Annotated in this window: 19 protein-coding genes; 5 read left to right on the top strand and 14 right to left on the bottom strand. The window is 73.5% G+C overall.

Annotated elements, in window-relative coordinates; all coding sequences use genetic code 11:
- Positions 1–56 precede the first annotated feature (56 nt).
- The 5 genes from BIV28_RS01640 to BIV28_RS01620 all read right to left on the bottom strand — a co-directional run bounded on the left by BIV28_RS01640 (position 57) and on the right by BIV28_RS01620 (position 3,000).
- Entirely contained in the window at positions 57–461 is a 405-nt protein-coding gene (locus BIV28_RS01640; RefSeq protein ID WP_076258723.1) for a hypothetical protein, read from the bottom strand.
- A gap of 146 nt (positions 462–607) precedes the next feature.
- Entirely contained in the window at positions 608–880 is a 273-nt protein-coding gene (locus tag BIV28_RS01635; protein WP_076258721.1) for a DUF7218 family protein, read from the bottom strand.
- 70 nt (positions 881–950) lie between these two features.
- On the bottom strand, positions 951–1,985 hold the full coding sequence (locus BIV28_RS01630; RefSeq protein ID WP_076258720.1) for a DNA topoisomerase IB: 1,035 nt from the start codon (positions 1,983–1,985) through the stop codon (positions 951–953).
- Positions 1,986–2,057: 72 nt separating this feature from the next.
- Positions 2,058–2,264, bottom strand: a complete 207-nt coding sequence (locus BIV28_RS01625; protein ID WP_207555701.1) for a hypothetical protein — start codon at positions 2,262–2,264, stop codon at positions 2,058–2,060.
- Positions 2,265–2,385: 121 nt separating this feature from the next.
- Positions 2,386–3,000, bottom strand: coding sequence for a TetR/AcrR family transcriptional regulator (locus BIV28_RS01620; RefSeq protein ID WP_207555700.1), 615 nt, complete (start codon positions 2,998–3,000; stop codon positions 2,386–2,388).
- 116 nt (positions 3,001–3,116) lie between these two features.
- Here BIV28_RS01620 and BIV28_RS01615 point away from each other — a divergent pair, with 116 nt between their 5' ends.
- A complete protein-coding gene (locus BIV28_RS01615; RefSeq protein WP_083706945.1) occupies positions 3,117–4,457 on the top strand; it encodes an FAD-dependent oxidoreductase in 1,341 nt (446 codons plus the stop codon).
- Between the two features lie 213 nt (positions 4,458–4,670).
- On the opposite strand, the gene BIV28_RS01610 is transcribed toward BIV28_RS01615, so the two are convergent.
- The 4 genes from BIV28_RS01610 to recR form a co-directional block, all read right to left on the bottom strand.
- On the bottom strand, positions 4,671–5,798 hold the full coding sequence (locus BIV28_RS01610) for a WD40/YVTN/BNR-like repeat-containing protein (RefSeq protein WP_207555698.1): 1,128 nt from the start codon (positions 5,796–5,798) through the stop codon (positions 4,671–4,673).
- Positions 5,799–5,891: 93 nt separating this feature from the next.
- Entirely contained in the window at positions 5,892–7,163 is a 1,272-nt protein-coding gene (locus BIV28_RS01605) for an aspartate kinase (protein ID WP_076258714.1), read from the bottom strand.
- 191 nt (positions 7,164–7,354) lie between these two features.
- Positions 7,355–7,957 (bottom strand): DUF5063 domain-containing protein, encoded by a 603-nt coding sequence (locus BIV28_RS01600; protein ID WP_076258759.1) that lies wholly within the window; start codon positions 7,955–7,957, stop codon positions 7,355–7,357.
- Positions 7,958–8,087: 130 nt separating this feature from the next.
- A complete protein-coding gene (gene recR, locus BIV28_RS01595) occupies positions 8,088–8,687 on the bottom strand; it encodes a recombination mediator RecR (protein ID WP_076258712.1) in 600 nt (199 codons plus the stop codon).
- 109 nt (positions 8,688–8,796) lie between these two features.
- Between recR and BIV28_RS01590 the strand changes: the two genes are divergently transcribed.
- Complete coding sequence (locus BIV28_RS01590) at positions 8,797–10,044, top strand: aminotransferase class I/II-fold pyridoxal phosphate-dependent enzyme (protein ID WP_076258710.1); 1,248 nt, start codon at positions 8,797–8,799, stop codon at positions 10,042–10,044.
- 128 nt (positions 10,045–10,172) lie between these two features.
- On the opposite strand, the gene nicT is transcribed toward BIV28_RS01590, so the two are convergent.
- The 4 genes from nicT to BIV28_RS01570 all read right to left on the bottom strand — a co-directional run bounded on the left by nicT (position 10,173) and on the right by BIV28_RS01570 (position 14,185).
- A complete protein-coding gene (nicT, locus tag BIV28_RS01585) occupies positions 10,173–11,282 on the bottom strand; it encodes a Nickel transporter NicT (RefSeq protein ID WP_242652715.1) in 1,110 nt (369 codons plus the stop codon).
- A 109-nt stretch (positions 11,283–11,391) separates the two neighbouring features.
- Positions 11,392–12,066: a lysophospholipid acyltransferase family protein gene (locus BIV28_RS01580; RefSeq protein ID WP_076258709.1), complete on the bottom strand. Its 675-nt coding sequence runs from the start codon at positions 12,064–12,066 to the stop codon at positions 11,392–11,394.
- Between the two features lie 70 nt (positions 12,067–12,136).
- Complete coding sequence (locus BIV28_RS01575; protein WP_076258707.1) at positions 12,137–12,898, bottom strand: class I SAM-dependent methyltransferase; 762 nt, start codon at positions 12,896–12,898, stop codon at positions 12,137–12,139.
- Between the two features lie 24 nt (positions 12,899–12,922).
- A complete protein-coding gene (locus BIV28_RS01570) occupies positions 12,923–14,185 on the bottom strand; it encodes an MFS transporter (protein ID WP_207555697.1) in 1,263 nt (420 codons plus the stop codon).
- 72 nt (positions 14,186–14,257) lie between these two features.
- Between BIV28_RS01570 and BIV28_RS01565 the strand changes: the two genes are divergently transcribed.
- Entirely contained in the window at positions 14,258–15,133 is an 876-nt protein-coding gene (locus BIV28_RS01565) for a LysR family transcriptional regulator (RefSeq protein WP_083706943.1), read from the top strand.
- A gap of 75 nt (positions 15,134–15,208) precedes the next feature.
- Here the strand turns inward: BIV28_RS01565 and BIV28_RS01560 are convergent, their stop codons facing one another.
- Positions 15,209–17,911: a DNA polymerase III subunit gamma and tau gene (locus BIV28_RS01560; protein ID WP_076258701.1), complete on the bottom strand. Its 2,703-nt coding sequence runs from the start codon at positions 17,909–17,911 to the stop codon at positions 15,209–15,211.
- 174 nt (positions 17,912–18,085) lie between these two features.
- On the opposite strand from BIV28_RS01560, the gene egtB reads away from it, so the two are divergent.
- Together egtB and egtD are read left to right on the top strand one after the other, a co-directional pair.
- Positions 18,086–19,432: an ergothioneine biosynthesis protein EgtB gene (egtB, locus tag BIV28_RS01555; protein ID WP_076258699.1), complete on the top strand. Its 1,347-nt coding sequence runs from the start codon at positions 18,086–18,088 to the stop codon at positions 19,430–19,432.
- Positions 19,429–20,427 (top strand): L-histidine N(alpha)-methyltransferase, encoded by a 999-nt coding sequence (egtD, locus tag BIV28_RS01550; protein WP_076258697.1) that lies wholly within the window; start codon positions 19,429–19,431, stop codon positions 20,425–20,427. The genes egtB and egtD overlap by 4 nt, the downstream gene beginning before the upstream one ends.
- Positions 20,428–20,522: the final 95 nt, after the last annotated feature.

Genomic DNA, 20,522 nt, shown 5'->3' with positions numbered 1-20,522 from the left:
GCCGGAGGACCGGCAGGGGTCGGGCGTCGATCGCCCCGGAGGCCGGGGCAGGGCGCTCAGCTGTAGAAGCTGACGACCGTCTTCTCGTACGTGGAGCCGTCGACACGGTCGAAGTGCGTCAGGCTCTTGACGACGGCCTTGTAGTACGTGTCCTCGTAGGCCGTGGCGAGGCTGCGGCACGTCGCCCCGGGGCTGTCGGTGTCACCGAAGGAGATCGACGGGCCCCGCGAGCTGTCGTACGGCGTGAGGGTCACCTCGAGGACGGCCCGGTCGTTGATGTTGGTCTCGTCGGCGCGGGCGCAGAACTGGTCCGCCCCGTCGTCGTACCAGAACTTGCCCTGGTAGACGTACTTGGTGAACGAGTTCGCCTGGGCCGGAGCGGCGGTGAGCGGCACGACGAGCGCCGCGGTCAGCGCGGCGACGGCGGTCATGACGGTCCGTACCGTGAAGCGTGCAGACATGAGTGTCCTTTCCCCTGTTGTGGTGCCCGCACCCTAGCGACGCCGGCGCCCCGCGTCGCGTCGGAACGGATGCGGGAGCGGGCACTCCGGAGGGACACCCAGCTCGTCGACCTCGGAAGGGCACGGTCACCGGCGACCGGGCAGGCTCAGTGGTGGCGGAGGGCGGAGACCAGCTGGGACTTCGTCATCGACGACCGGCCCTCGATGCCGATCTCCCGGGCCCGCTTCAGCAGCTCGTCCTTGGTCATGTCCTCGTAGCTGCCGGCCTCGCCGCCCTTCCGGCCGACCGATGAGCGGGAGGTGTTGGCGGCGGCGTTGGCAATGCGGGCCGCCTTCTCCTTGCTGGCGCCCTCGTCACGCAGCGCCTCGTAGGTCTTCGCGTCCTTCACCGAGGGCCCGGGGCTCTTGCGATTCGGCATTGGGTTCTCCTCTCGTCGTGACGCCGGAGGTCCGTCGTCCTCGCCGGGCCCGTACCCCGTGCGGGTGCCGCTACGCGGCGCCCTTGACGAGTCGGATCACGGCGCGCTCGAGGGCGTCGCGGTCGCGGACCCGCACCAGCTCGCCGTTCTCCAGACGCGTCCGGTCGGCCTTGGTCAGCCGGCTCAGGCCGCGGGCGACCGTCCGCCCCACGGCGTACTCGTCGAGGACCCGCGGGTCGACGTACGAGCGCCGCGCCACGGCCGGGGTGTTGCCGAGGTGCTCCGAGACGACCTTCATCGCGTCCTTCTCGGCGCGCTTCTGCTCGCGCTCGGTCTCGGCCGGACCGGTCTGCGCCAGGGCCACGGCGGCCGTCACCGTGGCCGCCCACGTGCGCAGGTCCTTGACGGTGAACTCGTCGCCGACGAGCTCCTTGAAGGCGACGTTGAGGTCAGCCGAGTGCAGCTCGTGCCAGCCGGTCTTGTCGCGGTGGGCGAGCAGCCGCTCCCCCGGGTAGCTGCTCCGCTTGAGCGACAGGACGAGCCGGGCGAGCAGCTGGTCGGTCATGACCGCCTCGCGCAGCACCCCGGACTTGGCGGGGAACTCGAAGGTGATGTCCTCCCCGCTCACGGTGACGTGCTGGCGCAGCAGGGTCGCGACGCCGTACGAGCCGTTCTGCGACTCGTACTCCTCGCCGCCGGTGCGGAACAGGCCGGCATCGAGCATGTGCAGCGCGGCCGCGGTGATGCGACGCCGGCCCAGACCGCGGTCGCGCAGGTCGTTCGCCAGCTGCTTGCGGGCGGCCGGCAGGCACGTGGCCAGGGCGAGCACGCGGTCGTGCTTCTCGCGGCCCCGGGCCTCGTGCCACTTCTCGTGGTAGAGGTACTGGCGGCGTCCGGCATCGTCGGTGCCGACGGCCTGGATGTGCCCGTTGGGGTGCGGGCTGATCCAGACGTCCTGCCAGGCCGGCGGGATGACGAGCGACTTGACGCGCTCGCGGGTGTCGGCGTCGATCACCTTCCCGTCGGCGTCGACGTAGCCGAACCCCTTGCCACGACGGACGCGGCGCACGCCGGGGCCGTCGATGGTGCTGCGCCGCAGTCTCATGGGCCACACGTACCCCGCGGGGCACGCGTCAGCACACGGGTGGCAGCCGGCCGGTGCAGCGGCGGGCGTCGCTCAGGCGGAGGCGGTGTCGCTCTCGGGGGTGGGCGCGGCGCGAGAGGCGTCCCGCGTGTCGACGGCCCGGTCGGGGCCGTCGGGCGCGCGGACCGGGACGATGTCGGGCACCGGGATGTCCTCCATCCCCGGCGGCAGGGGCGGGTCGGGCGTGACCGGCGGGAAGACCGTTCCGTCGCTGTTGAGGTGGGATTCGTGAGGGGTCACGGTTATCGCCTTCATCCCCCGAGGATGCGGACAGGTGGTTACCTCTTCGACCATACCCGTGTGGCCGGATCGAAAACATCGGCCGGGAACGGCCCCGCGGGCCGCCGGCCGACGCCACACATCAGGCGAGAAGCGCTGCGCCGAGGGCATTTCGGAGGAAGGCCTCATAGCGGGCCACCGACCACCGACGCTCGACGACGAGGCGGTTGTAGAGCATCGGGTCCATGTAGAGCCAGCACACGTCGGCGGCCGTGGCGCGGGTGACCCCGGGACGCAGGCCCCCCACGGCCGCGAGGTGCCGGACGAACTGCTGCGCCCCGAAGAGGCGGTTGGTGTCGGCGGTGCGCTTGAGTGCCGCGGCCTCGGCGTCGGTGTCGGACGCGAGGACGAGGACCGTGCCGATGGGCGCGACGCGGCGCGCCACGTCGCGCACGATGCGGACCCAGCGGTCCAGGGCCTCCGCGGGGTCGGTCGTGGCCTGGAGGGTGCGAATGGCAGGGCGGTCGGAGAACGCGACCGGCTCGTCGTCGCCGACGATCGCCCAGTCGTACGCCTCCTTGAGGAGGGCGACCTTCCCGCCGACCGCGTCGAAAACCGTCTTGCGGCTGACACCTGCGCGGGAGGCCACCGCGTCGATCGTCGTCGCCGCGTAGCCCTGCTCGACGAAGAGCTCGCTCGCCGCCTCGACGACGGCACGGCGGGTCCGGCGGGCTTGTGCCTCACGCAAACCGGACACGTACGCCCGTTTCGGGCCCGCACTCACCGCAGTTCCCGGAAACCGCTTGACGTCATCGCCCTGTGCTTTCACTCTGGGTTAAGTCAATACACCGACAGTAACACCAACTGGGGGTGATGATCGTGAAGGTCGCGATCATCGGAGCAGGACCGACCGGGCTCGTCGCCGGCATCGGCCTCGCCCGCCGCGGGCACGAGGTCGTCGCCGTCGACCGCGACGCCGGGCCACCGGCCGGCGGACGCTGGGACCGCCGCGGCGTCATGCAGTTCCACCACGCACACGCCTTCCGCGCCCAGGTCGGCCAGACGCTGCGCGACGTGGCGCCAGGGGCGTGGGACGCCTGGCTCGCGGCCGGAGCCGAACCGGTGACCATGACCCTGCCCGACGGCACCGAGGTGCTCGGCGGCATGCGGTCACGCCGCGAGACCTTCGAGCGCGCCGTCCGGTCCACCGCCGCCCACCAGCCCGGGCTCACCCTCGCGACCGGGCACGTCGACGGCGTCACGACCCGGTGCGGACGCGTCGGGGGCCTCAGCGTCGACGGGCACGACGTCCCCGCCGACCTCGTCATCGACGCCTCGGGCCGGTCCGGCCGGGTCAACCGCCACCTCCGCGCTCCCGGCATCGGCGGCGAGTGCGGCATCGCCTACGTCGACCGCCAGTACCGGCTCCGGCCCGGGCAGCAGCCGCCGCTCACCAACCCCGTCGCCTGGCAGGGCAGCTACGACGGCTTCGGCGTGCTCGTCTTCCTCCACGAGCAGGGCATCTTCTCCGCCCTCATCATCCGCAACACCTCCGACCGCAGCCTGCTCGACCTGCGCCACGGCGCGGCGTTCGAGGCCGCCGCGGCCGCCGTGCCCGGACTCGCCGCGTGGACCGACCCGTCCGTGGCCGTGCCCCTGACCGACGTGCTCCCCGGCGGCCCGCTGCTCAACGTCTACCGCGGGCAGCGCGGGCCCGACGGCAGGCCGGCACTGCCCGGGCTCGTCTTCGTCGGCGACTCGGTCTGCACGACGACGCCGAACTTCGGACGCGGCATCACCACGTCGCTGCTCCAGGTGGCCGAGCTGCTCCGGCTCGTCGACGAGCACGGCACCGACCTCGAGGCCGTGGCCTGCGGGCTCGACGCGTTCGGTGAGGAGCGGATGCGCCCGTGGGTCGAGGACCACGTGCAGATGGACTCCGCTCAGGCCCGGCGGTGGGCCGGCGACGACGTCGACCTGTCCGGGCCGCTGCCCTCCGACGTCATCATGATGGCCGCCGACCGCGACCCCTCGATCGGCGAGGCCATCGGGCCGTACGCCGCGATGGCCGCCCTGCCGGCGAGCCTGCGCGTGGCCGAGGACCGCGCCCGCGCCGTCTACGCGACCGGCTGGCGACACCCCTTCGACCCGGGCCCGACCCGAGGCGAGCTCGCCGAGGTCGTGGCCCGCGCCGTCCCGGCGGTCGCCCGCTGACGCCTCGGGACCGACGCGTCGAGACCAAGCGCCCACTCGACGGGAATTCCCGGGTCGAGTGGGCACTTTGTCACGGGCGCCAGCGAGACCAAGCGCCCACTCGACGGGAATTCCCGGGTCGAGTGGGCACTTTGTCACGGGCGCCAGCGAGACCAAGTGCCCACTCGACGGGGTGGAGGCTCGTTCGCCGGCGGTGGGGCTCAGGCGGACGCGTCAGCGGTGCAGGACGCCGACGCGACCCTGCTCGCCCGAGGCCCAGCAGGCGCCGTCGGACGTGCACTCGACCGAGTCGAAGCTGCCGGTGTCGAACGTCGACCACGAGCGGCCGCCGTCGGTCGACACGTCCGAGCCGCTCGGACCCACGGCGAGCACCGTCCGCGACGTGTGCGACACCCAGGCCGAGCCGGACCGGTAGCCCGACGGGTTCGAGGTCGAGGCGTGCCACGTGCGGCCGCCGTCGTCGGTCCACGCCGCGTTCTTCTCGGCACCGGTGGGGGCCGCGAAGTCGCCGCCGAGCAGGACGCCGCGACGCGCGTCGCGGAAGGTCACCGAGAAGATGCCGGCCGACGCGCCACCTGCGACCGGGGTGTCGGCGACGGTCCACGTGTGGCCGTGGTCGGTCGAGGTGAACAGTCGCGCCGGGTCGACGCCGCCGCTCGCGAGGTAGGTGCGGCCGCCGGCGCCGGTGCTCAGGCAGGTGCCGGACGCCGCGAAGCCGAACTCGCCGGCCTCGGCGCCCGGCATCCCGGCCGGGTCGACGGGCGACCACGAGCGTCCGCCGTCACGGGTCTCGACGAGGCGGAACTTCCCGTCGACGGGGTCGCTCATGGCCAGGCCGCGGCGCGGCGAGCTGAAGGCCAGGCAGTCGTAGAAGGCGGCCGGGTCGGTGTTGCGGAAGGTCTCGGTCCAGCTCGCGCCGCCGTCGTCGGTCGTCAGGATGCGCGAGTCGGTCCCCTCGCCGATCGAGAGCACGACGGCATGACGCGCGTCGAAGGCCTCGATGTCGCGGAACTGCAGCGCGTCGGTGCCGAGGCCCGCCGGGCTGACGTCGCGCCACGACGTGCCACCGTCGGTCGTGCGCAGCACCGTGCCGTTGGTGCCGCTGACCCAGGCGACGTCGCGCGAGACCGGCGCGAGGCCGCGGAAGCGCTCCGTCGTGCCGGTCGGCGTCGGCGTCCACGACCAGTCGGACGCGTCGGGGCCGTGGTGCCGGGCGGTGTCCGCGGCGGGACGGGCGGCGTCGGGCATCGGCGCGGGGCCGGCGGAGGAGGTCATGGCGGTCCCCGTGAGGAGGGCGGACGCGGCGAGGGCCGCGAGGACGAGTCGCGCAGGTCTGGTCATACCCGCCGAACGTAGTCCGGTCGAGGTGGTTCGGCGCGCCGGAGCGCGACCGGTCACCTCGACCCGAGTGGCCGACCTCTCAGCCGTCGAGCCTCAGCGGCCGGTGCCGCCGTAGACGATGGCCTCGTCGGCGGAGTCGAGGCCGAAGGCCGTGTGCACGGCGCGGACGGCGTCGTCGAGCTGCTCGGCGCGGGTCACGGCCGAGACGCGGATCTCGGAGGTCGAGATCATCTCGATGTTGATGCCGGCCTCGGCGAGCGCGCCGAAGAACTTCGCCGAGACGCCCGGGTGGCTCTTCATGCCGGCGCCGACGAGGGCGATCTTGCCGATCTTGTCGTCGAGGCGGAGGTCCTGGTACTCGACCTCGTGCCTGATCGCCTGGAGCACCTGCATGCCCCGGGCGCCGTCGGCCTGCGGCAGCGTGAAGGAGATGTCGGTCTTGGCCGTCTCGGCCGCCGACACGTTCTGCACGATCATGTCGATGTTGATGCCGGCCTCGGCGATCGCGCCGAAGATCTTGGCGGCGACGCCGACCCGGTCGGGCACCCCGACGATGGTGATCTTGGCCTCGCTGCGGTCGTGGGCGATGCCGGCGATGATCGGAGCTTCCACAGCGCCTTCTCCTTCGTAGGGGTTGTCCTTGACCCACGTGCCCGCCTTCTGCGACCACGAGGAACGGACGTGGATCGGGATGCCGTAGCGGCGGGCGTACTCGACGCAGCGCAGGTGCAGGATCTTGCTGCCGTTGGCGGCGAGGTCGAGCATCTCCTCCATCGACAGCACGTCGAGCTTGCGGGCGCTCGGCAGGATGCGGGGGTCGGCGGTGAAGACGCCGTCGACGTCGGTGTAGATCTCGCAGACGTCGGCGCCGAGGGCCGCGGCGAGCGCGACGGCCGTGGTGTCGGAGCCGCCGCGGCCGAGCGTCGTGATGTCCTTCGTCGTCTGGCTGACGCCCTGGAAGCCGGCGACGATGGCGATGTGACCCGCCTCGAGGGCGCTCTGGATGCGCCCCGGCGTCACGTCGATGATGCGGGCGGCGCCGTGCGCGTCGTCGGTGATGACGCCGGCCTGGCTGCCGGTGAAGGACCGCGCCTCCGCGCCGAGCTGCGCGATGGCCATCGCGACGAGGGCCATCGAGATGCGCTCGCCCGAGGTGAGCAGCATGTCGAGCTCGCGGGCCGGCGGCGTCGGCGTGACCTGCTCGGCGAGGTCCATGAGCTCGTCCGTCGTGTCGCCCATGGCCGAGACGACGACACAGACCGAGTGGCCGGCCTTCTGCGTCTCGACGATGCGCCGGGCCACGCGCTTGATGGCCTCGGCGTCGGACACGGACGACCCCCCGTACTTCTGGACGACGATGCTCACCTGGGGCTCCGGTTCTGCTCGCTGACAGGGCACCCCGAGTGTAGGCGGGAGGGGCCGTCCGGCCGCCGGCCGGTCGTCATCGTGAGACGTCCGCCGCAGGCCCCCGACGACCGGAGGATCTGCGGTTCCGGAAGGGTGCGACCGCGGCCCGTCCGAGGGCCACGCGAGCCGTCAGCGGAGGGCGCGACGCGTCACGGGTGCAGCGCGTCGAACTCGGCCTCGCCGACGGTCTCGTCGTCGACGTCGAGACGCAGGTGCGACAGGATCGACTGGAGCGCGCGCAGGGCCGTCATGGCGCGGTCGCCCCACTCGGACAGGTAGCTGAACTGCCACCACCACAGCGCCTCGACGCGTCGGCCCGTCGCGTAGTGCTTGAGGCCGTGGCTCAGGGCCACCGCGACGTCGACGAGGTCGTTGGTGATCGAGCCGTCGGCCCGGTCGGACGAGGTGATGGGGTCGATGACGTAGACGTAGTCGTCGATGCCGGCGAAGACGTTGGCCAGGCCGGTGCGCAGCGGGTCGGCGTCGTCGTCGGTGGCGTCCGGCTCGAACCGCTCCTCGGGCACGACGTCCTGGATCGCGCCGAGCCGCGCACCCGCGACGAGCACCTGCGACAGGGCCAGCGTCAGGATCGGCAGGGCGGTGTCGGGCGAGCTGCCCGAGGCCACCTCGGTGACCGACGTGAGGAAGGCGCTGGCCTCGGCCGCCGTGAGGTCGGCGAGGCCGGCGAGGTCGTCGATCTCGTGGTCTGCCTCGTGGTCTGCGGTGGCGGCGGTCCCCGGCTCCGTGCTCATGGGCACCAGCATGCCGCATGGGTCGACGCCGTCGGGACCGGGGCACCGACGCTTCGGACCCTCACGCGTCGATGCCCGGGACGCTCACGCGAGGACACTCCGGAGACTCACGCGTCGGCGCGGCGGGGGCTCACGCGTCGACGCGTCGGCGACCTTCGAAGGCGCGCCCTAGGGTGACCTCGTCGGCGTACTCGAGGTCGCCACCGACGGGCAGCCCGGAGGCGAGGCGGGTGACCGTGACGCCGACGTCGCGCAGCAGGCGGCTCAGGTAGGTGGCCGTGGCCTCGCCCTCGAGGTTGGGGTCGGTGGCGATGATGACCTCCTCGACCTCCCCGGAGGCGAGGCGGGTCATGAGCTCGCGGACGCGCAGGTCGTCGGGCCCGATGCCGTCGATCGGGCTGATGGCGCCGCCGAGCACGTGGTAGGTGCCGCGGAACTCGCGGGTGCGCTCGATGGCCACGACGTCCTTGGGCTCCTCGACGACGCAGATGGAGGTCTGGTCGCGACGCGGGTCGGCGCAGATGCGGCAGCGCTCGGCCTGCGCGACGTTGCCGCACACCTCGCAGAAGCGGACGCGCGCCTTGACCTCGGTGAGCGCCGTGACGAGACGCGTGACGTCCTCGGAGTCGGCCTGCAGCAGGTGGAAGGCGATGCGCTGGGCGCTCTTGGGCCCCACGCCGGGGAGCCGTCCGAGCTCGTCGATGAGGTCCTGCACCGCGCCTTCGTACACACCGCAACCCTAAGCCCGACCGGTGACGCCCGCGGTCACCGAACCGCGGACGCGCGTGGCAGCCCGCGCGTACCGTGGACGGGTCGATCCGCACGTCCGAGGGAGGACGATGGGCGAGCAGCCAGCAGGCCCCGGCTCGGGCCGGGACGGTCACGGGCTCACAGCGACGTCGACGCGCGCCGCGCGGGTGCAGGCCGCGGTCCCCTTCCGCAAGATGTTCGACTTCCGGATGCGGTCGGGCTACGCCGAGCGACGCCTCGAGCCCGGTGTCCTCGACCTCACCTTCGGCGACCCGCACGAGGTCCAGACGGCGGAGTACGTCGAGGCCCTGCGCGAGGCGGCCGTGCCCCGCGACGAGCTGTGGTTCGCCTACAAGCAGAGCGAGGTGGGCGCCCAGGAGGCGGCCGCGGCCTCGCTCGAGCGGGTCGTGCCGCTCGGCTGGACCGCGGGCGATCTGCGGATGACGACCGGCGGGTTCGGCGCCATCACCGTGGCCATGAAGGTGCTCGCCGACCCGGGCGAGGAGGTCGTCTACACGCTGCCGCCGTGGTTCCTCTACGAGCCGCTCGCCCTCGAGGCCGGGCTCGTGCCGGTCAAGGTCAAGGCCCGCGAACCGAGCTTCGACCTCGACCTCGACGCCATCGCGTCGGCCATCACCGAGCGCACCCGCATCGTCATCGTCAACTCGCCGAACAACCCCACCGGACGCATCTACTCCCCCGACACGCTGCGTGCCCTGGCGCGGCTGCTCGACGACGCGTCGGCACGGCACGGCCGGCGGATCTGGATCGTGTCGGACGAGCCGTACAACCGGATCGTGTTCTCCGGCAACGAGTTCCACAGCCCGGCGGAGTTCTACGAACAGACCGCGATCTGCTACTCGTACGGCAAGACGCTGCTCGCACCCGGCCAACGCCTGGGCTACCTCGCCGTGCCGCCGGGCATCGCGGGCCGGGAGGAGCTGCTCGAGGCCGTCGACATGATGCAGATCGCTGCCGGCTGGCTCTTCCCGAACGCCGTCATGCAGCACGCGACGCCGCGGCTCGAGCAGCTCTCGCACGACATCGCCGGCCTCGAGGCCAAGCGCGACCGCACCGTGGCCGGGCTCCGGGACGCCGGGTACGAGGTCGCGACGCCGGAGGGCACCTTCTACCTCTGGGTGCGCTCGCCCGCGCCCGACGACGAGTCGTTCGTCGGGGACCTCGCCGACCGCGGTGTCCTCGTCATGCCGGGGGCGATCTTCGAGACGCCGGGCTGGTTCCGCATCTGCCTCACCGCGACCGCGGACTCGCTCGAGGCAGCCCTCCCCCACCTGCGAGCCGCCCGCGCGGCCGCGACCGGCATCGGTCCCGCCTGACCCCGAGCCCCGCTGGAACTGCGCCATGGCGCACTTCCGGTGGCGTGACGCGTCGAAACGCGACTGGAACGGCGCCATGGCGGACTTCGGGTCGGAGGTCGGGCGGCGGGACGCGTCGGGCGGACGCGTCAGTCGGCGAGCGAGGCCTCCCAGCGCTGCTCGATGCGCCCGTACCGCCAGATCGCGACCGCGACGAGCCAGGTGACGACGAAGAGCCCGACGATCCAGAAGCCGATGTCGCCGAGGTCGATCGAGGCGATCCAGGCGAGCGGGCCTTCAGTGATGCCGAGCTTGTCGGCGAGCAGCCCGACGAGCTCGATGACGCCGATGACGAGGGCCACCGCGACCGACAGGGCGGTGACGGTGATGTTGTAGTAGATCTTGCGGACCGGTCGGCTGAAGGCCCACCCGTACGCGACGTTCATGAAGGTGCCGTCGATCGAGTCGAGCAGCGACATGCCGGCGGCGAAGAGCACCGGCAGGACGAGCACGGCGTACCAGGGCAGGGCGGCCGCGGCGGCACCTCCGGCGATGACGAGCAGCCCCACCTCGGTGACGGTGTCGAAGCCCAGGCCGAAGAGCAGCCCGACCGGGTACATGTGCCACGGCTTGGTGACCGTGCGCGTCACGCGGCCGAGGATCCGGTTGAGGAAGCCGCGCTTGTCCAGCTGCCGCTCGAGCTCCGCCTCGTCGAAGTGCCCAGCGCGCATCCGGCGGAACACCTTGAGGATGCCGACGAGGGCGGCGAGGTTGACCAGGCCGATGAGCAGGAGGAAGACGCCGGACACCGTGGTGCCCCAGACGCCGGTGACCTGCTGGAGCGTCGAACCGTCGTCGGTGAGGGCGCCGGCGAGGGCGCGGATGCCGGCCGCGAGCAGCATGACCATGACGAAGACGACCGAGCTGTGGCCGAGGCTGAACCAGAAGCCGACGCTCATCGGGCGCTGGCCCTCGGCCATGAGCTTGCGCGTCGTGTTGTCGATGGCGGCGATGTGGTCGGCGTCGAAGGCGTGCCGCATGCCGAGCGTGTAGGCGGTGACCCCGAGCCCGACGCCGAACAGCTGCCCGGCGACGCGGTACTCGGCCGGTGCGACGAGGAACACGAGCAGGCCCCAGCCGACGACGTGCAGCAGGGCGACGAACACCGCCATCCCGGCGATGCTCCGACGCTCCTGCGGCCCGACGCGTGCGGCGAGGCGGGCGCGCACGGGGCGGCGGGTCGTGGTCGCTGCGGTCACGAGGGCCACGCTAGATGCGACACGGTCGCATCTGCAACGTGCAGATGCCGTAGACGGGCTACAGCACCTGCATGAGGACGAGCCCCGGTCGGGGCGGCCCCGCCCCGCGTCAGACCGTCGGCTCGCCGCCCGGGACCTCGTTATAGGTGTCGGCGCGCTCCTGGCCGGACAGGGCGGCGATCGCCTCCATGACGCGGTCGGTGAGCAGGCGCCGGGCCTTGCCGGCCGGCATGCCCTGGTACTCCTCGACCGGGATCGGCTCGCCGAAGCGCACCGTGACCTTGGCCAGACGGGGGAAGCTCGCGCCCACCGGCTGGATGTCCTCGGTGCCGATCAACCCGACCGGCACGACCGGCACGCGGGCGGTCAGCGCGAGCCAGGCGACGCCGGTGCGGCCGCGGTACAGGCGACCGTCGCGCGAGCGCGTGCCCTCGGGGTAGATGCCGAACGCGTCGCCGTTCTTGAGCACCTCGAGCGCGGCGTCGAGGCTCTCCTGCGCGGCCGTCGGCGAGTGGCGGTTGACGGGCACCATCCCGACGGCGCTGAAGAAGCCCTTGCGCAGGAAGCCGCCGACACCGGGGCCGGTCCAGTACTCCTCCTTGGCGAGGAAGCGCACCTGCCGGGGCGAGGCGAGCGGGATGGCGAAGGAGTCGATGAACGACAGGTGGTTGCTCGCGACGATGACCCCGCCCTCACGCGGGATGTTCTCCTTGCCCTCGATGGTGGGCCGGTACAGCGCGTGGGACAGCGGGTACAGCAGGTTGCGCCCGAGGCTGTAGAACATGCGCCAACTGTAGGGCTACCCGCCGGTCACGACCGCTCGCGACCCCCTGGGCGACCAGCCCGTGGACGCCTCAGGCGCGGGCCCGTACGGCCCACGCGGTCGCGAGCACGTGGAAGGGCGCCTCGGGCGCGAGCTCGCGGCACCGCCCGCGCAGGGCGTCGCGTCGCTCGGGCGTCAGCGAGCGGACGTAGTCGCCGGCCGGGCCGACGCCGAGCGTGTACGGCTCCCACCACTCCTCGAACGTCGCGTGCCGCACCGGGACCGTGAGCGCGGTGTCCTCGATGCCGGTGAGCCCGGCCTCGTCGAAGAGGAGGGCGAGGCTGCCCTCCGACGCGCCGGGCAGGTCACCCTCGCCCCTGGCCTCGGGGTCGAGGTCGGCGACGGCCCGCCAGAAGAGCGCCAGGGGTCCACCCCCGCCGGCGTGGTCCCAGACGCACGCGGCCACCGTGCCGCCCGGTCGCGCCACCCGGGCCATCTCGCGCAGCCCCCCGACGGGGTCGGCCATGAAGTGCACGACGAGCTGGGCGAGGACGACGTCGAAGAGGTCGTCCGGGTAGGGCAGCTGCTCGGCCCCGCCGACCTGCACGTCGAGGGTCGGGTACTCGTGGCGCAGCGCGGCGAGGAACGGCTGCGACGGGTCGACCGCGGACACGGCGTCGACGCCGAGACGGTCGACGAGCACCCGGGTCAGGGCTCCCGGCCCGCAGCCGACGTCGAGCGCGCGGACCGGCTCGGTGCCGACCCCGGCCCAGTCCGCGAAGCGGACGGCGAGCGGCCCCGAGTAGCGCCCCATGAAGCGGTTGTAGGCGTCGGCCGCAACCTCGAAGGTCACGCTCCGAACCTACCGCCGGTCAGGTCATCGCGATGTCCGAATCCCGACTCTTCCCGTATGCGAAGGAGTACCCGGCGTCGGCGCCCGGAACGAGCCCGCCGCGAGGGCGACGAGCGCCGTGACGACACCTGATCCCACGAGCGTCGGCCCCACCCCGACGTGGTCGATGACGACACCGCCGACGAGAAGCCCGAGGGCGGAGGTCGCGTTGACGACGACGGCCTGGCCGGCGAGTGCCGACCGCCGGGCCGGGCCCTGGGTCTGCGTGAGGATCACCTGGGTGATGGCCCGGATGCCCACGACCGTCACGAGGCCGGCGGCCGCCGCGGTGGCCGCCACGCCGAGGGGCGACTGGAGCAGACCCATGGCCGCGAAGGCCGCGCCCTGCCCGACCCAGGCCAGGGTGGCCAGTCGCAGCGGGCGGCCCGCGAGCGGGCGGTGCGCGACGACGACGGTCGTGACGAGCGAGCCGATCCCGTACGCCGACAGGCCCCACGCGTAGAGGACGCCCGGCTCGCCCGAGCGCTCGCCGGCGACGGCCAGCCCGAGGACGAAGGCGAACCACAGCAGGCAGCTCGTGCCGCGCATGACCCAGCCGCGGACGACGTGCGGGTGGGCGCGCACCGACTCGAGGATGCCGGGCGCGTCGGGCGTGCCGCGCGTGCCGACGGGGGCGTCAGCGGTGTCCACGGGTCGGGACGCCGGTTCCGAGGAGTGGTCGAGCACGACGCGGCGCACGACGACGGCCGAGAGCACGAGCCCGGCCGCCTCGACCCACAGCATCGCGTCGACGAGCCCGGCGTGGACGCCGAGGCCGGCCAGCGCGGGACCGGCGACCATGGTGGCCCGGCGCGACGCGTCGTCCCACGTCACGGCGCGCGTCGCAGTGGCCTCGCCGAGCCGGTCGCCGAGGTCTCCGAGCAGCGCGGTGCGGCCCGGCGCGGCGAGGGCGTCCCCGGCACCGACGACGAGTCCGACCGCGAGCAGGAGCACGGGGTGCAGCAGGCCGACCGCGACGGCGAGCGGCACGAGCGCGAGCGCCCCCGCCTGGCAGAGCGCCACGACGGCGAGGCCGCGGCCGTCGACCACGCGGGACCGGAGGCGTCGGGCCCACCACGGCGACAGGAGCACCGGCACGCCCGAGGCGCCGGCGACGAGCCCCGCCGTCGATGCCGACCCGAGCTGCTGGACGACGACGACGGGCAGGGCGACCTGGGTGAACCGGAAGGCGAGGTACTCGACCGCGTTGGAGGCGAGGACCACGGCGATGGCACGTCTGGGACCCATGCGTCGAGCCTCCCGGGGACGCCACGGCGCCGGTAGACGCCCACCCTTGGGCGCAGGTCATAAGGTAGGTCTATGGCCTCATTGGCTGCGGTGCCCGACATCGACGACCTGCGTCTCGTCGTGACGCTGCACCGCACCCGGTCGCTCGGATCCGCGGCCCGCGAGCTGCTCGTGAGCCAGCCGGCCCTGTCGCAACGGCTCGCCCGGCTCGAGCGCCGCTGTGGCACAGCCCTGTTCGTCCGGGACACCACCGGATCCACGGCCACCCCTGCCGGGGCGGAGCTGGTGCGCCAGGCCGAGCACATCCTCGGCCACCTCGAGCAGGTCTTCCCCAACGTCCGCTCCGCCGCGCGGGCCCGAACCCTGCGCATCGGCACGTTCGCGGGGCTGTCGGCCTACCTCTTCCCCGTGCTCGACACCTTGATCGGCGACGAGGTGCAGGTGCGCCAGATCGTCTACCACGGCCGCGAGATGGTCGCCTACGTCGACGAGGGCAGCCTCGACGCGGCGGTCGTGGGGGTGGCCGAGCAGATGCAGCTGCCGAGGCACGTCGTGGCCACGCGGCTCGGCACCGATCGCCTCGTGACGTTCGTGCCGAGCGGCGTCGACGGGCCTCGACGCGGCGCGCGGCCGTTCCGCGACCTCGACGTCGTGTACACGGCGTGGGACAACTCCGGGCCCCTCATCGCCGAGCGGGTCGCCGCGCTCGGGGGCACCACCCGCTACGCCGCGACGGCGCCGGTGGCCGTCGACATGGCGCGACAGCGCGGCACCGTCGCCGTGCTGCCCTCGAGCGCGGCCCGACGCTCGGCCGGCCCTGACGACCGGGTGCTCGCGTGCCGGGTCGACCTGCCGGTGCGGCTGTCGGTCATCTCGCGCGGCGCGCTCGACCCGACGCTCGCCGCCGTGGTCCCGCGACTGACCCGGGAGCTCGGCCTGTCGCGCTGACCGCCGGGCCGGGCGCGTCCGGCTCGGCCGCCGACGCGCGTCGGGCTCGCCGTGCTCGCCGTGCTCGTCGCCAGGCTAGTCCTCGATCTCCTGGACGACCCGGCCGCCGAGCACCTTCTCGATGACCGACCGGCCGATGTCGCCGGACACGACGATGTCCTCGTCGTCGTCGCTCACCGCGGAGTCGTCGGTGAGGGGTGCGGGGGCGGGCTCGTCGTCGGCACCCGTGGTCGCGCGACGGGCACTCGCCGACCTCGCCTCGGCGAACGCGGCGCGGGCGGCGCTGGCCCCCCGCAGCGCAGTGGCCGTCGGCGCCGCCGGGGCGGAGTCGGCGGACGGGCTGGCTGCGGCCTGCGGCTGGCTCGGCGAGCTCGGCGCACCCACCGGAGGCGCGGCCACGGCGGTGGCCGTGGCGCCCGCGGCCGGGGACGCTGCGGACGGCGCGCCGGTCGACGGGTCGCCGGCAGGACCGGTGGCCCAGTCGGGCGGCGGGCCCGAGACGCTCCCCCAGCCGGCGTTGTCCTCGAGCGAGCGGCCGGACACCGGGCTGAGGCCGGCGTCGGCGAGGCGGGCGCTCGGCGCGGCACCGCCCGAGCCGCCCTGACCGCCCTGGCCGCCACCGGAGGCACCGCCCGCGGCACCCCCCGCGGCCCCGGCGTCGTGCCCGGCGCCGGCGTCACCCCAGGACGGGCGCGCGGCGGAGGCACCGGGGCCGTCGTTGCCCGGAACGCCCTGTGCCGCAGCGGGGTTAGCGCCGGCGGAGCCACCGGCCCCGTCCGGAGCGTCGCCGCCCCCTGCGGGAGCCTCGTCGGGCGGGGGCGGAACCGAACCCGCGGGCGGGGCCACGGGAGCCTGCTGCGACACCTCGGCCACGTGGACGCCGTCGACGAGGGCGTCGACGCCGAGCTCGTCGATGAGCGCCTGGCGGACGATCTCGGCGTGGTTGCCCGAGCGGAAGGTGGTCGTGAGGCCGGCGGTCGCGATGCCGAGGGTCAGGGTGCGCCCGTCGAAGGCAGTGACCTGGGCGTTCTGCGAGACGAAGGTCCACGTGATGCGGCGCATCGTGAAGATGCGGCCGAGGACGTTGGGCCACGCCCGGCGGATGGCGTCGGTGTCCATGCCGCCGCTCGGGGCCGCGTCGGCTGCGGAGACCTCCGACGACGAAGCCGCAGGGCTCTCGCCGTGCGCGTGCGCGACACCGCGGGACGGGTCGTGGACGACCTCGGGCGCCGACGCGCCGGGCGTGGAGTGCCCGGGGCCGCGCTGCGCCTCCTCGACGGCCGACGGACCCCCGACGGACTCGGCCGGCGCGACCACCGGGGGCGCGCCCACCTCGGCGCGGGCGGCGTCGACGCGTCCGGCGTCACCCGGCCCCGCCATCGACGGCCCGGAGGCGGGCGCGGAGGCGGACGCGGAGGCGGGAGCGGATGCGGGAGCCCCGGCGGAGGCGCCGAGGTCGACGCCGCTGCTGCGGCCACCCCCGCCCATGCCGCCGGCGGGCAGGGACGGACCAGAGGTCGCGCCGCTCGACGGGGGTGTGTAGTCGGAGACGGTGCGCGGCGGGGCCGCGAGGGCCGGGGGTGCCGGCGCATCGGCGCGGGCGGCGGTCGGCACGCCGCCGACCTCGAGGCGACGCTCGAGGCGGTCGAGGCGTGCGGCGTAGCCCTGCTCGCCCGACGAGGCCGGCAGCAGGATGCGCGCGCAGATGAGCTCGAGCTGCATGCGGGGCGCGGTGGCGCCGGTCATCTCGGTGAGGCCGGTGTTGACGATGTCGGCCGCGCGGGACAAGGCCCCGGGGCCGAAGGCGGACTGCTGCACGCGCATCCGCTCGAGCTGGTCCTCCGGGACGCCACGCAGCACCTGCGCCGCACCCTCCTGCACCGCGGCGACGACGATGAGGTCGCGCAGTCGCTCGAGGAGGTCCTCGATGAACCGGCGGGGGTCGTGGCCCGACTCGATGACCTTGTCGACCTGGCGGAAGGTGGCCGCGCCGTCGCCGGCCGCGAGCGCGTCGATGGTGCTGTCGAGCAGCTCGCCGTCGGTGAACCCGAGCAGCGACACCGCGCCGTCGTAGGTCAGCCCCTCGGGACCCGAGCCGGCGATGAGCTGGTCGAGCACCGACAGGGAGTCGCGGACCGAGCCGCCGCCCGCGCGCGTGACGAAGCTGAGCACCCCCGGCTGGGTCGCGACGTGCTCGGACTCGAGCAGGCGCTCCATGTAGGCGGTGAGCTTGGCCGGCGGGACGAGCCGGAACGGGTAGTGGTGCGTGCGCGAGCGGATCGTGCCGATGACCTTCTCGGGCTCGGTCGTGGCGAACACGAACTTCACGTGCTCGGGCGGCTCCTCGACGATCTTGAGCAGCGCGTTGAAGCCCTGCGGCGTCACCATGTGCGCCTCGTCGATGATGTAGATCTTGAACCGGCTCTGCGCGGGGCCGTACGACGCGCGTTCGCGCAGGTCGCGGGCGTCGTCGACGCCACCGTGGCTGGCCGCGTCGATCTCGATGACGTCGACGCTGCCGGTGCCGCCGCGCGCGAGCGCCACGCACGACTGGCAGGTGCCGCACGGGGTCGGCGTCGGGCCCTCCTCGCAGTTGAGGCAGCGGGCCAGGATGCGGGCGCTCGTGGTCTTGCCGCAGCCGCGCGGGCCGCTGAAGAGGTAGGCGTGGTTGACCCGGCCCGTGCGCAGCGCCTGCATGAGCGGCTCGGTGACGTGCTCCTGGCCGATGACGTCGGCGAAGCTCTCGGGCCGGTAGCGGCGGTACAGGGCGGTGGCCATGCACGGAACCCTAACCGTCCGGACCGACGCCGGTCTGCCCGGTGAACAGGTCCTTACGGTTGGCCGCGCGTCCCGCAACGGGGTGGTGGCTGTCGGCGGGCCGACCTAGGGTCGAAGGCGTTCAGGTCCGGGTGCAACCAGCGCCGTCAGCGACCGCCAGGAAGAGGTCACACGATGTCCGATCCGACACCCGACCCGACAGCCGTGCACGAGTGGGACGCCGACACGATCGTGGCCCGCTACGACGAGGTCCGCGCCCACACCGAGGCGCTGGCCGCTCCGCTGTCCCCCGAGGACCAGACCGTCCAGTCGATGCCCGACGTCTCGCCGACGAAGTGGCACCGGGCGCACGTCACGTGGTTCTTCGAGACCTTCGTACTCGCCGACCACGAGCCGTCGTTCACGCCCTACCAGGACCGCTACTGGTTCCTCTTCAACAGCTATTACGAGGGTGTCGGCCCCCGCTACGCGCGCCCGAACCGCGGCCTCATCAGCCGCCCCGGCGCCCACGACGTCGGCCTCTACCGCGACAACGTCGACGCACGCATGCGCGACCTCGTGCAGACCCTCGACGGCGGCGCCCTCGAGAAGCTCACCTCCACCATCGAGCTCGGCTTCCACCACGAGCAGCAGCACCAGGAGCTGCTCCTCATGGACATCAAGCACGTGCTGTCGCTCAACCCGCTCCAGCCGGCCTACGCCGGCACCCCCAGCCCCGACTCCGAGCCCGACGCGCTCGGCTGGGTCGACGTCGAGGGCGGCCTCGTCGAGATCGGCCACCGCGGCGGAGGGTTCTCCTTCGACAACGAGCTGCCGCTGCACCAGGCCTGGCTCGAGCCGTACCGGCTCGCCGACCGGCTCGTCACCAACGGCGAGTGGCTGCGGTTCATGGCCGACGGTGGCTACGACCGGCACGAGCTCTGGCTCTCCGACGGCTGGGGCCGGGTGCGGGCCGAGGGCTGGCGGGCGCCGTTCTACTGGACCGAGGTCGACGGCATCTGGTTCGAGCACACCCTGAGCGGCACGTGGCCGGTCAACCCGGGCCTGCCGGTCAGCCACGTCAGCCACTACGAGGCCGACGCGTACGCCACGTGGGCCGGCAAGCGCCTGCCCACCGAGGTCGAGTGGGAGCACGCCGTGGTCGCCGACGGCCAGGCCGACGCGTCCGGCACCGACGCGTCCGGCACCGACGCGTCACGCGCCGACGCGGCCGCCAACCTCGCCGACACCGTGACCTTCCACCCGCGCGCGGCCGGCCCGTCCACCGGGCACCTGCGCCAGGTGTACGGCGACTGCTGGGAGTGGACGTCCTCGGCCTACCTGGCCTACCCCGGCTACCACCCGCCGGCCGGCGCCATCGGCGAGTACAACGGCAAGTTCATGTCGGGGCAGATGGTGCTGCGCGGCGGCTGCGCGCTGACCCCGCCGGGACACGCCCGCGCCACCTACCGCAACTTCTTCCCGCCCGGTTCGCGCTGGGCGCTGTCCGGCGTCCGCCTCGCCGACGGGGGCGTGCGGTGAGCGCCGCCGACGCTCGGGGCGGGCAGGAGCCCGTCGTCACCGTGGCCCTCGACCCCGACTGGGCCTCCGGCTCCCTCGTCGCCGACGTCCGGCGCGGGCTCGGCTCGCAGCCGCGGACCCTGCCGCCCAAGTGGCTCTACGACGACGCCGGCTCGGGCCTCTTCGACGAGATCACCCGGCTGCCGGAGTACTACCCCACCGAGCGCGAGCGCGAGATCCTGCGCGACCACGCCGCCGACATCGTCCGGGCCTGCGACGCCACCACCGTCGTCGAGCTCGGCAGCGGCACGAGCGACAAGACCCGCACGCTCCTCGACGCGTTCACCTCGGTCGGGCACCTCGAGCGGTTCGTGCCGGTCGACGTGTCCGAGCAGACGCTGCGCGACGCCGCGGCGATGCTCTGCGAGCGCTATCCGGGCCTGCGCGTCGAGGCCCTCGTCGGCGACTTCACCCTGCACCTGGGCCACCTGCCGCGCGGGGGCCGGCGCCTCGTCGCGTTCCTCGGTGGCACCATCGGCAACTTCTACGTCGAGGAGCGCGCGGCGTTCCTCGGGGCCCTCGCCGACAGCCTCGAGCCCGGCGACTGGTTCCTCCTCGGCACCGACCTCGTCAAGAGCACCGACCGGCTCATCGCCGCCTACGACGACAGCCAGGGCGTCACGGCGGCCTTCGTCACCAACTGTCTCCACGTGCTCAACCGCGAGCTCGGCGCCGACTTCGACGTCGACGCGTTCTCCTACGTCCCGTTCTGGGACCCGCGCCAGGAGCGGATGGACCTGCGGCTGCGGGCCGACATGCCGCAGCGGGTCACGGTGCCGGGGGCCGACCTCGTCTTCGACCTCGCGCACGGCGAGGAGATCCGCGTCGAGATCTCGACGAAGTTCCGGCCCGAACGGCTCGCCGCCGAGCTCGGGGCCGCGGGCTTCGACGTCGAGCGCACGTGGACCGACGCCGCGGGCGACTTCGCGCTGACGCTGGCCCGGCGCACCGGCTGAGGACACCCTCGAGCACGACGTCCGCCGTCAGCGCCCCATCCAGCCAGTGAGCCATTCAGCGGGGCAGTGACGTAGAGGGCACCGAGCAGCACCGT

It is taken from the genome of Intrasporangium flavum, assembly GCF_001956915.1.
In the GTDB taxonomy this organism is placed as follows: domain Bacteria; phylum Actinomycetota; class Actinomycetes; order Actinomycetales; family Dermatophilaceae; genus Monashia; species Monashia flava.
The sequence above is the reverse complement of the archived record's forward strand: the minus strand, read 5'-3'. Positions and strand labels throughout refer to the sequence as shown.